This window comes from Rhizobium pantanalense (genome assembly GCF_030182525.1).
GTDB lineage: Bacteria > Pseudomonadota > Alphaproteobacteria > Rhizobiales > Rhizobiaceae > Rhizobium.
The window spans coordinates 1-14,999 of sequence record NZ_JAQJCH010000018.1 but is presented as its reverse complement, the minus strand read 5'-3'; the positions used below and the strand labels follow the sequence as shown (position 1 = coordinate 14,999).

Here is a 14,999-nt window from a genome sequence, read left to right as displayed (position 1 = left end):
AATGGTCGATTTCTCTGAGGATTTCAAAGGCAAGCGCGTGGTCGTGACAGGGGCGGCCGGCATTTTCGGTGGCTGGATCGCCAAGGCTTTCGCCAAGGCTGGAGCAAAGCTTCTCCTGACCGATGCCGACGGCCACCGGCTTGCTGCTGCGGCGCAAGAGATCGGCGATGGGCATCTGCAGCACGTAGCGGATCTGACCTCCGATGCCGATATCAAGTCGCTCCTTTCCGCCATCGCCGGCCACTGGGGGTCAGCCGACGTTCTCGTCAACAATGCCGGCATTTATCCGTCCGGCTTCCTGCTCGACCTGACTGCCGAGGATTGGGATCGGATCTTCGACATCAATCTTCGTGCACCGTTCTTGCTTTCGCAAGGTGTTGCCCTTCAGATGATCGACAAAGGCGTGAAGGGCTCGATCGTCAATATTTCTTCCGGCGCTTCGCGCAAGATGCGCAGCACCGTCGTTCCCTACTGCACCTCGAAGACCGCACTCGACCGTCTGAACAAGGGGCTGGCGCTCGAGCTTGCCGAATTCGGCATCCGGGTCAACATCGTCGAGCCGGGCTTTGCGCCGGGCAGCGACGTCAGCCACCTCACGCAGGAACACATCGACACCGTCGTCGGCAATATTCCGCTCGGCCGGATTTCGTCGCCTGACGATGCAGCGACCGCCGTCCTCTATCTGGCATCGGATGCAGCCGCCTATGTCACGGGTGCGACGCTGACCGTCGACGGCGGCAATTCGATCGGCTCGCTTGCCGTCTTCCAGGCGAAGAAAAAGCCGCTCTGAGGCTAGGCAGGAGGATAGGAACATGGTCGAGGATCTAGCCAGGACCTCAAAGGGCTTCTCTCCCTTTCCGGCTTACGAGTGGCCGAAGGGAAAGCAGAGTGCCGTCCTTTTGAGTGTCGATGTCGATGCAATCGCTCCTTATCTCTGGGAGCATCGGGACGATATTCCGGATCGTCTCGCACGGCTCGAGATCCGCCGCTTCGGGTTGCGTTCGGGGCTTGGTCGTCTTCTCGATCTGTTCTACCGCTATCGTGTGAAGGCAAGCTTCTATGTACCGGCCGTGGTTGCGGAATTCGATCCCGATCTGCTTCCGGCCCTTCTTGCTGCCGGTCATGAGATAGGGCTGCATGGCTATTTCCACGAGCTGGTTCGTGACATCCGTGAGGATGAGTTCAGTGCGGCTCTCGACAGTAGCCTCGAACTGTTCGAACGACAGACAGGAAGGTTGCCGGTGGGCTTTCGCTCGCCCGCCTGGGAGATGACCCCGCATATGCTGGCTGAGATCAAGGCGCGGCGTCTCACCTATGACTCCTCGCTGATGGGCTTTGACCATCCCTACGATATCGACGGAGTTGTCGAGATCCCGGTCCAATGGGCCCTGGACGACGCGATCTTTTACAAGTTCGAGGGCAGCGGCAACGAGCGCTGGGCGCCGGTTTCCGGTAGTGCCGTGCTGGAGGACTGGCTTGCCGAATGGCGGGCGCTGCACCGCTTCGGAGGCCTCTTCACCCTCACGGTTCATGACTGGATTTCCGGCAGGGCGCAGCGCATTGCCACACTCGAAAAGCTGTTGGAGGCCATGACCGCCGAGCCAGGCACCTGGATCGCGACCGCGGCCGAAATTGCTGCCCATCACGCATCATCAGTAAATTCCGGCCGGTTTTCCGTTGCCTCGGCCATTCCCGCCGCCATAGGCGCGCGGCGTTTTGGGGCAAGGCCATGAACGAGACCTGGTCGATCGGCAAGCAGGAGACACGCAGCGAACACGGTCTGGTCGCCTGCCAGAACTGGCTAGCGGCTGAGGCCGGGGCACGTGTCCTTTCGGCTGGCGGCAATGCAGTCGATGCGGCGATTGTGACGGCTCTCGTTCTCAGTGTCGTGGAACCGTGGCTTTCCGGTATCGGCGGGGGCGGCTTCATGCTGCGCGCCGACGGCGGTTCCGGGGCGGTCGACGTGCTCGATTTCAATGTCGTTTCGCCGGCCGCCCTCCGGCCTGATGATTACCCCCTGGTTGCCGGCCAGGATGGGGATTGGTTCGAATGGCCTTCCGTCCAGGGCGATCGCAATCTGCTTGGCTACGGATCGATCTGCGTTCCCGGAGCCGTTGCCGGATTTGCCGAAGCGCTTGGGCGCTTCGGCACCATTTCCTGGGCCGATGCCCTGGCACCGGCGATCGAGCACGCCCATCGCGGTTTGCAGGTCGATTGGTATGCGGCTCTCGCGCTCGCCATCGACGGCCATAACCTCGCGCAATTCAAGGGTGCCGCCGATCTCTTCCTTCGCGATGGCCGTGCGCCGCGTGTGCCAGAAGGCGGCCGATCGCTGTTCCTGCCGATGAAGGCCAAGGCCGCATCGCTGGAAAGGCTGGCGCGCGAGGGAGCGCGCGATTTCTACGAGGGCCAGATTGCAGAGCTGCTGGTCGCGGATCTTTCGAAAGGCGGCTCCACTCTTTCGAAAGCGGATCTGGGCGCCTATGCGCCGAAGTGGCTGCAGCCTGCCGTCAGCTCCTACATGGGAAGGCGTGTCCATGTGGTGCCGGGTCTTTCCGGCGGCCCGACTTTGCTTGCCACGCTTGATGAGCTTGAAGAGCTTCCGCGCGATGCCAATCCGCATTCGGGTACGACCGCTCTTGCCTTTGCGCGAGCGTTGCGTCGCGCCAGCGAATATCGCCTCAAGCATATGGGGCATGCCGCTGGTGAAAGCTGTACAAGCCATATCAGCGTGGTCGATGCACAAGGGACTATGGTTTCGCTCACCAATACGCTTCTGTCCCGCTTCGGCTCCAAGGTCGTGGTGCCGGAACTGGGATTTGCTCTCAATAATGGCCTGATGTGGTTCGATCCAAGGCCGGGGCATCCGAATTCGATCGCTCCGGCCAAGCAGCCGCTTGCCAATATGTGCCCGATCATTGCGACGCACGATGGTCTGCCGGAGCTGGCGCTTGGCGCAGCAGGAGGAAGGCAGATCGTGCCGGCGGTCGCGCAAATCCTGTCATACATCCTGGCTTTCGGCATGTCGTTGGAGAAGGCGCTCTTCAGTCCGCGCATAGATGCCAGCGGCACGACGATTAGGGTGAGCCGAACGGCCGGGGCCAAGGTGGCCGCCTCGGTTGCCGCCGACTTCGACGTTCAGGTGATCGACGACACGCTCTATCCGGTCAATTTTGCCGTGCCGTCCGTCGTGATGCGACGCTATGGCATCAATACCGGCATGGTTCATCCGCGCAATCCATGGGCCGCCGTCCGCGAGGCGACTATCTGATGGCGGCAGCGGTTTTGAGCGTCGACATGCTGCAGGTCTCCATTAACCGAAAGGCTGTGGTCGATGGCGTCAGCCTGTCGGTCAATGCCGGCGAGATCGTCAGCATCGTCGGCGAGTCGGGATGCGGCAAATCGATGACGGCCTTCGCCGTCATGGGGCTTCTTCCAGCCGCAGCGACCATGGTCGGCGGCTCGGTGCAAATGAACGGACGCAATCTTTCCCGTCTCGACAGGAAGGACCTGATGCGGCTGCGCGGCAGCGAGCTCGCAATGATCTTTCAGGAGCCTGTCGCATCCCTCAACCCGCTGATGCCGGTCGGCCGCCAGATCGCCGAAAGTCTCATTGTGCATCGCAAGCTAGGCCGCCGGCAAGCATGGCATCAGGCGATCGATATGCTCGCGGATGTCGGCATCCCCGAGGCGGCAATGCGCGCGCGGCAATATCCGTTCGAACTGTCTGGCGGCATGTGCCAGCGCGTCATGATTGCCATGGCCTTGATCACAAGGCCGCGCCTGTTGATCGCCGATGAGCCGACGACGGCACTCGATGTCACCATTCAGGCACAGATCCTCGATTTGATGAAACGACTGCGCGATGAAACCGGAACCGCAATCCTGATGATTACCCATGACATGGGTGTCGTTGCCGATATCGCCGATCAGGTCGCCGTGATGTACGGCGGCCGAATTGTCGAGGTCGGCGATGTCGATGCGATCTTCAGGGAGCAGAGGCATCCCTATACGAGATTGCTGCTGTCAACCATTCCGCGTTTGGATGGGAGCGATGCCGGGGAGCTTTTGCCGACGATCAAGGGAACGGTGCCTGATGCAGGCGCGTGGCCGGCTGGATGCCGGTTCTCGACGCGTTGCCCGCTCGCGGATGAAGACTGTCGCGAAGTGCCGCCGCTCGCGGCGATGGGGTCGAACCGCCGCGCCGCCTGCTGGCATCAGGATCGTATCGGGAGCCTCGTATGACGGCACCGCTGCTATCGATCCGGGATCTGCATGTGCATTTTCCCATCCGTCGCGGCTTCTTCGGGCACTCGGCAGGATTGCTGAAGGCCGTTGACGGTGTCGATCTGGATATCGAAGCTGGACAGAGTCTCGCGCTTGTCGGTGAATCCGGGTCCGGTAAGTCGACGCTCGGCGCGGCTGTCGTCGGAATGCAGGAAGCAAGCTCGGGACAAATTTTCTTCGAGGGTAGCGATCTTGCCGCCAAAGGCGCGGATCGTTTCGCCGCGCGGCGGCGGGATATTCAGATCGTATTTCAGGACCCGGTCTCCGCGCTCAATCCGCGAATGGACATCGGTGACAGCATTGCCGAGCCGCTTGCCATTCATGGTGTCGGGACTGCGCAGGAGCGGCGTCGACGGGTCGCGGAGCTGCTGGAACTGGTCGGGCTCAATCCGGCGCATGCCAACCGCAAGCCCAACGCATTTTCCGGCGGTCAGCGCCAGCGCATCGTCATCGCAAGAGCGATCGCACTCCAGCCGAAATTGCTGATCCTGGATGAGCCGGTTTCCGCGCTTGACGTGTCGATCCGCTCGCAAATCCTCAACTTGCTCTTCGAACTGCAGCGCCGGCTTGAACTCTCCTATCTCTTCATTTCCCACGATTTGTCCGTGGTGCGTCATTTCGCCGACCGGATAGCGGTCATGTATCTCGGCCGTATCGCTGAGGTCGGGGCGACGGCCGACGTCTTTGCCCGCCCGACGCATCCCTATACCGAGGCTTTGCTCAGCGCGGTGCCGCTGCCCGATCCCGTCGCCCAGCGTCAACGGCAGCGTATCCTTCTCGAAGGCGACTTGCCGAGCCCGGCCAATCCGCCCGCGGGCTGCCGTTTTTCGACACGATGTCCGATTGCGGCGACCATTTGCCGGGAAGTGTCGCCGGCGCTGAACCTCTTGGAGCGAGATCATCAAGCCGCCTGCCACCTGCGGGCTCCTACGGTCGAGATCAAGGGCACGACATGATGCCGCCGGTCTCGCCGCGAGGAGCTGACCATCGCCATCAATGACAGATCAATTGAGGAACCGGAAAATGAAGTGGCATAAGCGTCTTGTATTGGGGGCGGGCATCGGTCTATTGGTGCTGTCCGTCGTGACTGCGGCCCAGGCCGCCGAAAAGCAGCAGATCGTGGTGGACCTCGTCAATGAGCCGTCAACGCTCGATCCGCAACTGCAATGGAATCCCGATAGTTATTTCGTCTATCGCAACATCTTCGACAACCTCGTCACCCGCGACAATGCGGGCAAGATCGTCCCGCAGATTGCCACGGGGTGGAAAAACGTCTCTGATACCGAGATCGCGTTTACGCTTCGCGACGACGTTCATTTCCACGACGGAAGCGTTCTGACAGCCGGTGATGTTGCATTCAGTATCAACCGCATCATCGATCCGAAATTTGCAAGTCCGCAGCGCGCTCAATTCGGTAAGATCCTCAAGGCTGCCGTGACCGGCGATCACGAGGTGACGTTGACCTTGAAGACGAGCTCTCCCGCTCTTCTGGCCGCTTTGACAAATCTTTCCATCGTGCCGGAACACGTCGTCGAGAAGGTCGGAAATACAGCCTTCAATCTTCAGCCAGTTGGGAGTGGCCCATACCGTTTCGTAAAATGGGACAAGGGCGTTTCGGTGACGCTCGCGCGCAATGATAGCTACTGGGGAGCGAAAGGGCCATTTGCGATGGCCATCTTCCGCGCCGTGCCCGATGCATCGACGCGGCTGGCCGATATCCAGTCCGGTACCGTGGATCTGGCAAGGGCGCTGACCTCGGACCAGGCCGCGCAATTGCAAACTTACCCGAATGCCAAGGCGTTGCCTGTTCTCACCGAGCGTCTTGCCTATATTCGCATCAATCCGAACAAGCCGCCGTTCGACAAGCTCGAACTTCGTCAGGCCTTGGCCTCTGCGATCGACAAGGACGGCATTACGCAGGGTATCCTCGGAGGATTGGATAAGCCGCTCGCCGAGATGGTGACGCCGGCGCATTTCGGCTGGAGTAATACAATAAAGGGACTGCCCTTCGATCCGGACAAAGCAAAATCGCTGATCGCGGCCGCCGGCAGACCGGCCAAATTTCAGCTGACGATCGGCGCCTTCTTTGACCAGAGGGTCGCGCAAGCCATCCAGCAGGAGCTGCAGGATGTCGGCTTCGATGTCGAGATCGCCAATGTCGATACGCCGACCTTCCTGCAGTTGATCCAGAAGGGGCCAGCGGATGGTCCCACACTTGCCATCAGCACCTCGTCCTGTGCCTGCCAGGATGCAGACGGAGCGCTCTATTCACTCTTCCATTCCGGTAGCAGCTGGACCATCACTGCCAAGCCCGAGATCGATGCCCTGCTGGATGAGGCGGCTTCATCGCTGGATGAGAAGAAGCGCCTTGCCGACTACGAAAAGGTCGGTAGCTTCATTGCAAGCGAAATTCCGACCGTGCCGCTTTATCAGATGGTGTCAATCTACGGGGCGGCCAAAAATCTGGACTTCCAGCCGACGCCGAACGAGAGCTTCTTCCTCAATCGTCTGCGATGGCGCCAATAATAGCAAGCGCAGATATGTTTGCATTCTGGAACTATCCCCGATCCCGGCAACCCAGCCGGGATCGGAGTTTGGGACGGCGTTGTAATGCCAGCTGCGACATCCGGAAGGGCTGGAATGATACCACTCTTGGCGTACCATTCGGCCACCTTGCCGATCTTTTTTCCTGAATTGCCACTTGCCTACTTGCAGCTGAGCCGCTCCAGATGAGTATGTTGGGATTGCACGCTTTGTAGGAGGAGGAGTTCTTCAGCTTCCCTTGTCGGCAAACCACAGCGGGCCAATTTATCGATTAGACCTGTTTGACGTGCAACAATGACGGCCCCTCCCGGACGTGTCGCGGGATCATCTCAAATTCGGTCTCATGTGAGCGCATTGTGCCACGAGCCAAGCTACACTTGCCAATATCTTGTGTTTTCCAGCCGAGCTCATGAAATCTCGAAGCCAGCAGCGAACGCATATGCCGATGAAAATCTCGGCTTTTAACATAGTCGCGCATGGCTCGCTTCCATTCATCCTCGGACATAAATTGTTCGAGAATTCATTTAACTCATTCATCGATATGGAGACGATTTACCGTCGCAATCGGCGATCCAGCTGATGGCGACATACAGCTTTTGCAGATCTCTGGCGTGGCGCCAGATTCATGAGAATGCCTTGGCATGAAAATAGCTATGAGGACGCGGTTGGGAATTGCGGCCTGCTCAGGCACGTGATCTTGGGAGAGAAATATTATGATTGCCGTGCTTGTCTCGCCGAGTGCCTCGAGAGGGCAGACGGATCGAGAATCTGGCCGAAACAGACTACCGCTATCCGCTCACCGGTGGTCTTAGCGATATACATATATTCGTCAGCGCGTTTGACATAGGATTGCACGGTGTCATCTGCCCGCAGGAATGTAACGCCCACGGCTGCGCCGGTGAACGTCACTTGCCCATCGATGGGTATCGGTTTGAAGATGCGCTCCATCGTCTCTTGGAGATGCGACTGCAGGTCGCCGGCGAGTTTCCGGTCGATATCGAGCAGCACGACAAATTCATCCCCGCCGATCCTTGCAATGAAGTCCGTGGCGCGAAAATTCTCGCGCAATCTATTGGCAATCGTTCTTAGCACCTCGTCGCCTGCCGCGTGCCCAATGGTATCGTTCACGATCTTAAAATCATTTAGGTCGATATATGCAAGGGCGAGCTTGCGATCGTTCTGCAGGTTGCGAGCGACTGCCTCGGCGACAACTTCATCGAAACAGGCCCTATTGGGAAGGCCCGAAAGCGCATCGGTGCGCGCAGAGGTTTTAAGTGCGTTCTCGATCTCACGTTGCTGCCTGACACGGGCCGACACATCGATGATGATCTCGACATCGAAAGACACTCCGTCGATCACGGTGCGCTGTGCAGAAATCAACGTCGGAATAATCGTGCCGTCGGCATAGGTGATATCCACCTCTTCCAGCTCATAGGCGCCCTCTTCTTCTAGAAGTCGGTGGCGGCGGTCCCGGGCCGGATTGTCAATCGCCGCACCATCGGAAGTCAGCTTTTTGCCCCTGATGTCGTCCCACTTCAGACCAGTCAGCCGGAGATAGGCTTCGTTGACTTTAACGTAGCTGGATGTTTTCGTGTCACTTGTCGTGATAGACATCGCTATAGGCGCGGACTCGAACATTCGCATCAGCATGGATACCAGCAATTCCGTCGGCAAAACGTCTTCCTTGCCTTTGACGGATGCTGCGTTTCTTATTACCCAATCCGGCAGATCGAGTTCATGCTTCACCGTTGAGGGACGCCAGGGTGCAATCGTAATACCGGTCGGCGGCTTCGACTGCTGCACCTGCCTCGAAGTTCGGAACAGTTCAATTTTTGGCTCGAACCCCTCTTGAGTCGTAACCGCAGTGATGACGCCGTACCACTTGACGATCTCGCCTTCGGCATCGCGATGCGGCTTTGCACGACTGAGCACCCAAGTCCAAGCATCGTCGTGAAGCCTCATTCGGAACATCGTTGCAAAAGGCTTGCCCGATGGCAGCCATGCAAGCCATTCCTGCCGGACCCGGAGGCGATCGTCTGGATGCATGCGGCGATACCAGTCCGCAACGCGATCAATGGTGCTATCAGCATTTCCGTCCAGTGTCGGTCCCATGAAATTGACAACACCCTTGGCGTCACTCGACCAAGGAATACTTGCGCTGAGTTCGATTGACCGGCGAGCATGGTCCTCGGTTTCTCTCAGCGCGGTTTCGATCGCCTTGCGATCGGTAACATCGATCGCGGTAACCGAAATACCGATCTGCTCGCCCCCGTCGTCCTCGACAGGCTGATTGATGACAAGGAAAGCTCTTTCGCTACCGGCTGGCTGATATTCGTTGATGACAACGGTCTCGCCGGCGAGGACACGCCGCAGATCGCTGGCGACGCGAGACGCGTCATGGTCAGGCATGAAGCTATGCACCGCCCGCCCGATCAAGTCATCCGGACAGAGGCCGACCATTTCCGCAAAGCAATTGTTGACGCTGACATAGCGCAATTCCATGTCGAGAAAACATAGGCCAATCGGTGCTGCTCTGTACAAAGCGTCCAGCTGGTGAACGCGCTGGAACAGTGAAACACTCCCGGCACGTTGAGAGAGCGATTGTTGTTTATGATAGGTCAGCCATTGCGCCGTTTCAGCCCCATTCAATGGTTTGCCGAACAGCCAGCCCTGTCCGACATCGCATCCCAACCGGCGGAGAATCGTCGCCTGCTCCTCGGTCTCGACGCCCTCTGCAACGACGGCCATGCCAAGGCTTTGGCCTAATCCGATCACCGAAGCGACGATCTTGCGGCTATCGTTATCGTGTTGCATTGAGCGCACGAAACTCATGTCAATCTTGAGTTTGTCGAAAGGAAAGGCGTGCAATCGGGTGAGACTGGCAAATCCTGTTCCGAAATCGTCAAGCGCAAGACCTATGCCGGCAGATTTCAGCAGAGCGATCGTTGACCGTACGGTCTCATCATCTTCAAGCAGAACGCTTTCCGTTATCTCAATATGGATTCGATTTAGTGGAAAGCCGGTTGCCTGAACAATGCTGCGGATGAATTCGAATAAGTCCGGATCACGGAATTGCACGGCGGAGATGTTGATCGCGAGCACAAAATTTCCTGGCCAGAGATTTGCCTGCTCACAGGCTTCCGAGACGATCTTTTTTGTCAAAGCGTCGATCAGGTCGTTTGCTTCGGCGATAGGGATAAATTCCGATGGCGAAATGATGCCCATTTTGGAATCGGTCCAGCGTGCCAGTACTTCAAATCCGATGAGCGCCCCGCTTTGCATGTCCACCAATGGCTGGAACGCTGGCCAGATCGCTGGGGTCGACAATGCCCGTTTGATGGAGTGTGGCGATATCTTCCGGTCACTCATCAAGGTGCGTTGCTCTGCGTCTGACCGCTTGCCGTATTTCTGAATTTGAGCGGTTTTCCGACCAGAGATCATAGTGCTCCTCACCTGCGAGCAATAATCATGCCGGCATCCGCTTAAAATTCGATTATCTCTTTCGACTATAGTGAACTGCGATAGGTATATGATCAAAATCTTATAAGAATTGATTGAGGCCGTTACACTTTCGAGCGATGGAATTCTCAACTATCCTACTGGAGTTGGTGCGATCGCCTTGTAAAAGCAGCACAATTTCATTGCAGAGCGACAAAGGGGGCATAGCCGACAACATCCGTAGCTTGGCTGCCGACACCTATTCATATTGTGCGCTTTATGAAGAGCTTGCTCCATGATGGCATTGAAATCATGTCATCGAAGGCGTTCCTGTGAAGATTTTCGGAGTTGCCAAGACAATTGCCGACAGCTTCCACTATCGCAACAAGATCGGCCTTTCCTTGGCGATCGAGGGGCTTCAAGAAGCGCTACGGCAACGCAAGGCCAACCCCGGCGAAATCGCTGATGAGGCTGAGCGCGGTGGTGTTGGAACGGTGATCCGGCCGTATCTTGAGGCACTGACCGCCAATGGCTAAAGAAAGCAGAGATCTCAGCGCCTCAGTGCGCACTCGCCTGTTGCAACTCGCCAAGGCAAGCGAGCAAACCTTCGATTTGGTTCCCAACGCGTTTTGCGCTTGAGCGGTTAATATTCCGGCTCAGCCAGTCGCCCCATGCGAGTCGTTCCGTGCTGAAGGGGGCTATGCTGACGATGAGTTGGTTCGATGCAGAAACTTTACGCGTAGATCGCGTTCCCGAAGGACTTGAACATTTTCGATCAGTTCATGATCGGCGGCAGCGAGATCAGAGGCTTTGAAGATGCGGGCATCGGTCCGAGGACGTCCGACGTCGATCCGCTCGGCGGAACAAAGTACTTCACCGCCTCGGTGGAAACGAGCATGCCGACGCCGGGCATGCCGCAGGACCTCGGCTTCCGCAGCTCCGTCTTCCTGGACGCGGGAACGCTCTATGGCAATGATGCCAATCTCTATGGTGATGTCCTGCACGATGGATCGGCGCTGCGCGCATCGGCCGGCATCGGATTGACCTGGGCGTCGCCATTCGGAGTGATCAATCTCAGCTATGCCATGCCGTTCCTCAAGCAGGACTACGACAAGGTGGAAAATTTCCGCTTCGGCTTCGGCAACCAGTTCTGAGGCGATCCGGATCAGCGCCTGCTATTAAAAGGGCTTGTCGCAAATTTCGCCGCTAACGAGCTATTGGCCAAGCCGGAGAAATTCCGCTCCCAATGTAGCGAGCGTGTCCATGATTCCGAATACTATAACCGAGAAAATGACGCGCCAATCGAGGATGATTTCAATGGGTGTTCAATGAGTGGCATTTCGAGGTATGGCTGATCGTATCCCGGCGCCTCAACCGCCGAACCAGCTTCGATCACTTGCCAATGCTCATCACGAAGAGTTTGGGCAAGGCCTATTCGCGTAAGCACATCCACCTCGGCGACAAGCGTGCGTCCAGCCTTGCGAGCCTTGGGTCTATGACGTTTTCGATCGCTTTGAACGTGAAATTGAAGCGTTCTGCCGACGGTCTCGGTTTTCGGTGGCAATTTGAACGTCGAACCACCAAAGGCTCGGCCCCTCATCTTGGCGCTGGGTCAATCGTTCCGATTCTATATCTCATCTATCATGGATGACGTGCTGTTGGTCCGGTTCTCATCAACTGCGGGAAGTCGAGCACTATTAAAATCGTTTCTCGCAAGCCGGTGACGTCTTTGCTCAGCGATCGATGACGAGATCGCTAAGCGGCTTCGAGCAGCAAGGCAGGAACATGCCGGCGTCGATCTCCCGCTGACGGATACCGCCATTGTGATTCATTTCGACAGAGCCTGAGACGAGCTTGGATTTGCACGTGCCACACATGCCATTCGAACAGGACGAAGGAAGCCTGATGCTGCCCTTCTTCGCAGCCGCGAGCACCGTCTGATCGGAGGAGACTTGCAGCGTTCGCTTCTGCTTCGAGAATTCGACCTGATAAACCTTCTGGGCGGGCTGTTGCTCGACGTCCAGTCCCGGCTCGTCAATGACAGCGGCATCGAAACTCTCTTCGATGTAGTTTGACGCGGGAACGCCCAACGCCGCGGTGATGGAACGCGCCGCCGCCATAAAGGGCGCCGGGCCGCAGCACATGACGACACGCTCGGCGATGTCCGGAACCGCAAGCTTGAGGTATTCGAGCGAGATCCGGCCGGTCAATCCCGGCCAGTCCGGCTCGCCAGCCACCGTCTCCGGCAGGAACTGGAGACGCAGGCCTTTCATCCGTGTCGCAAGACCCGAAAGGTCATGGCGGAAGATGAGGTCCGAGGGCGTGCGCGCTGCGTGAAGGAAAACGATGTCCGAGGGTGCGTATCGATCCGCCAGATCGCGTGTGATCGACATGACCGGCGTGATGCCGGAGCCGCCCGAGAGCAGCAGGAGTTTCGTGTTCTCCCCTTGCGGACGGATGAAGTGACCGAGCGGCCCCTGGCCCTTGACCGTCATGCCGGCAGCCATGGTGTCGTGCAGCCAGTTCGAGACCTTGCCGCCGGGCACGCGCTTGACCGTGACGGTGAACGCGTTGCCGCGATGGGGCGACGACGAGATGCTGTAGCAGCGCGCTTCACTGTCCGGACCCATCGGGAAATCGAACAGAAAGTATTGCCCGGCATTGAAGCTGAAGCGCTTGCCTTCTGGAGATGCGAACGTGAAGCTCTTTACGTCATGCGTCTCCTGGTGCACGTCGATGCATACGAGCGTTTCGTCGTGCTCTGGATCCCAAACGGCGGCCTGGCCGCGCTGCATTTGAGCGAACTCAATACCCATGAGCGCGCATCCGATCGATGTACCAGGCCGCGAACTTGTCCAGGTTGGTTTCCGAGAATCGAGAATAGGGGCCGGGTTGGTAGGCGGGGTCGAGCGCGCCGGCATGCGAGCGGGCGACGAGGTCCGCATCCTGGTCCGTCGTGGCGATCCAGACGTCCGTGAGCTTGTCGAGGTCGTAGTCCTTGCCTTCGACGGCATCCTTGTGGACGAGCCATTTGGTTCTGACGAGCGTCTTGCCAGCCGAGAGCGGGATGACGATTGCGACCACGGCGTGGTCACCCATGAAGTGATTCCAGCTATTGTGACCCCAGAGATGCGTATCGCCGAGATCCTTGCGGGTCATCTGGCCAAGCAGCTTCGACGATGCCGCAGTCGCGTCATGTGTCTGGGATTCGCCTGCACCTGCAATGATCAGGCGCTGGGTGCGGAAGTTCGTGGCGCAGTCGACGAGCTGTTCGACCGCTGCCGACGGGAAACCATCCGCTTCCCAGGCTTTTGTCCGCTCGTCGTAGAGCCTGAAATGCTCGGCGGCCTGCTCGCGGTCTTCGGGGTTCAGCGTCTCCGGATCGAAGCCGAAGTCGAGGTCGACGAAGGAGACACAGAGCTCGGGATGATTGGCGGAACAGTGGTAGCACTCGCGGTTGTTTTCCATCGTGAGCTTCCAGTTGCCGTCCTCGATGACGTCGGTCTGGTGAGCGACCTTGGCATTCCGAATGTCATAGGGCGCAAGGCGTTCGATCATTACCTGCTCGAGGTTTGCGATGTCTTCCGGCGGATTGTCGGAGAGGCACACATAGATCAGGCCGCCGATCGACCTGAAGTTCACCGGCTTCAGGCTGTGGCACTGCTTGTCCAGATCCTTGCCCATGTGTGGCGCATAGCTTAGCTCCCCGGTCAGTTCGTAGGTCCATGTGTGATAGGGACAAACGAGCTTCGAGACGATCGTTTTGCCGGCATCGAGCAGGCGCGATCCGCGATGGCGGCAGACGTTGTGAAGCACACGGAGCTCGCCGTCGTCGTCGCGAAGAAGGATCAGGCTGGTCTTGCCGATATCGACAACGGTGGCATCGCCTGGTTCCGGTACGTCGCAGTCGAGGCCGACGCAGATCCAGTGCTTGTGAAAGAAGACGTCGATATCGGCCTCGAAGTTCAACGGCATTAATTTTCACGAACGCATAACATTATGTAATGCAAAGGGTGCACAATGAACTTTCGGCGCCGAATTCCCTCCCTGACCGCGTTGATGACTCTCGAGGCCGTTCTGCGGCATCGGAGCTTTACGGCGGCCGCCATCGAACTTGGCGTCACCCAGGCAGCCGTCAGCCGCCAGATCGCAACATTGGAAGAGGAGCTCGGTCTGCCGATGTTCGTACGCAAGCATCGCGCCATCGAACCGACTACTGCGTGCCTCACCCTGGGAACGACGCTTGCGCAAAGCTTCGCCAGTATCGCCGACGCCGTCGAGGTGGTCAGATCCTCCCAGCAGAACGTCGTGACGATCGGCGCGACCGTCGCCTTCTCCTCCTTCTGGCTTCTGCCACGCCTCCCGCAGTTGCGCAGGGAAAATCCTGGCATTCAGATTCGCGTCGTCTCGCAGGATACCCCCATCGATCTCAACGCAGGCGGTATAGACATCGCCATTCGCTATGGAACTGCCCCCTTCAGCGACGGGACAGTGATCGCGTCACAGAGTGACGTGATTGTGCCGGTATGCTCGCCAGAATATTCACAGGGACGTCGATCAAATGAACTGTCCGGTGCTGACGAATTCATAGAGACAGACGTACAGGATCGAACTTGGCTGTCCTGGAACAGATGGATCGAAAAGAGGGGGCGCTCTCTGACCGTTAAACCATCGCTTCGTTTCAACCATTACACTGAGACAATTGCTGCGGCTCGAGCAGGGCAGGGGAT

10 protein-coding genes and 3 pseudogenes are annotated in these 14,999 nt (G+C 58.2%); 10 read left to right on the top strand and 3 right to left on the bottom strand.

Annotated elements, in window-relative coordinates; genetic code table 11:
* Position 1 precedes the first annotated feature (1 nt).
* The 6 genes from PH558_RS31585 to PH558_RS31560 all read left to right on the top strand — a co-directional run bounded on the left by PH558_RS31585 (position 2) and on the right by PH558_RS31560 (position 6,813).
* Entirely contained in the window at positions 2–790 is a 789-nt protein-coding gene (locus tag PH558_RS31585) for an SDR family NAD(P)-dependent oxidoreductase (RefSeq protein ID WP_285208219.1), read from the top strand.
* Positions 791–812: 22 nt separating this feature from the next.
* Complete coding sequence (locus PH558_RS31580; RefSeq protein ID WP_285208218.1) at positions 813–1,733, top strand: polysaccharide deacetylase family protein; 921 nt, start codon at positions 813–815, stop codon at positions 1,731–1,733.
* The gene (locus tag PH558_RS31575) at positions 1,730–3,271 is read left to right on the top strand and encodes a gamma-glutamyltransferase family protein (RefSeq protein ID WP_095438235.1); all 1,542 of its coding nucleotides are present in this window, start codon (positions 1,730–1,732) and stop codon (positions 3,269–3,271) included. The genes PH558_RS31580 and PH558_RS31575 overlap by 4 nt, the downstream gene beginning before the upstream one ends.
* Positions 3,271–4,245 carry an ABC transporter ATP-binding protein gene (locus tag PH558_RS31570; RefSeq protein WP_095438944.1) on the top strand — a complete coding sequence of 325 codons (975 nt, stop codon included), beginning with the start codon at positions 3,271–3,273 and terminating at the stop codon, positions 4,243–4,245. The genes PH558_RS31575 and PH558_RS31570 overlap by 1 nt, the downstream gene beginning before the upstream one ends.
* Positions 4,242–5,243 carry an ABC transporter ATP-binding protein gene (locus PH558_RS31565; RefSeq protein WP_095438234.1) on the top strand — a complete coding sequence of 334 codons (1,002 nt, stop codon included), beginning with the start codon at positions 4,242–4,244 and terminating at the stop codon, positions 5,241–5,243. The genes PH558_RS31570 and PH558_RS31565 overlap by 4 nt, the downstream gene beginning before the upstream one ends.
* Positions 5,244–5,310: 67 nt before the next feature.
* Positions 5,311–6,813, top strand: a complete 1,503-nt coding sequence (locus tag PH558_RS31560) for an ABC transporter substrate-binding protein (protein WP_285208217.1) — start codon at positions 5,311–5,313, stop codon at positions 6,811–6,813.
* 729 nt (positions 6,814–7,542) lie between these two features.
* Here the strand turns inward: PH558_RS31560 and PH558_RS31555 are convergent.
* On the bottom strand, positions 7,543–10,272 hold the full coding sequence (locus tag PH558_RS31555; protein ID WP_285208216.1) for an EAL domain-containing protein: 2,730 nt from the start codon (positions 10,270–10,272) through the stop codon (positions 7,543–7,545).
* A gap of 252 nt (positions 10,273–10,524) precedes the next feature.
* On the opposite strand from PH558_RS31555, the pseudogene PH558_RS31550 reads away from it, so the two are divergent.
* The 3 genes and pseudogenes from PH558_RS31550 to PH558_RS31545 form a co-directional block, all read left to right on the top strand.
* Positions 10,525–10,805 (top strand): annotated as a pseudogene (locus PH558_RS31550) (type IV toxin-antitoxin system AbiEi family antitoxin domain-containing protein); the annotation flags it as partial.
* Positions 10,798–10,993: pseudogene (locus PH558_RS34405) on the top strand (nucleotidyl transferase AbiEii/AbiGii toxin family protein); the annotation flags it as partial. The pseudogenes PH558_RS31550 and PH558_RS34405, both read left to right, overlap by 8 nt.
* A gap of 37 nt (positions 10,994–11,030) precedes the next feature.
* Entirely contained in the window at positions 11,031–11,423 is a 393-nt protein-coding gene (locus PH558_RS31545; protein WP_244575505.1) for a BamA/TamA family outer membrane protein, read from the top strand.
* A 579-nt stretch (positions 11,424–12,002) separates the two neighbouring features.
* Here PH558_RS31545 and PH558_RS31540 read toward each other — a convergent pair.
* Together PH558_RS31540 and PH558_RS31535 are read right to left on the bottom strand one after the other, a co-directional pair.
* Positions 12,003–13,085, bottom strand: coding sequence for an FAD-binding oxidoreductase (locus PH558_RS31540; protein WP_483314217.1), 1,083 nt, complete (start codon positions 13,083–13,085; stop codon positions 12,003–12,005).
* Positions 13,075–14,232 (bottom strand): annotated as a pseudogene (locus tag PH558_RS31535) (aromatic ring-hydroxylating oxygenase subunit alpha); the annotation flags it as partial. The gene PH558_RS31540 and the pseudogene PH558_RS31535, both read right to left, overlap by 11 nt.
* A gap of 57 nt (positions 14,233–14,289) precedes the next feature.
* Between PH558_RS31535 and PH558_RS31530 the strand changes: the two are divergent.
* A partial coding sequence (locus PH558_RS31530) for a LysR family transcriptional regulator (RefSeq protein ID WP_285208215.1) occupies positions 14,290–14,999 on the top strand: 710 nt, incomplete at its 3' end.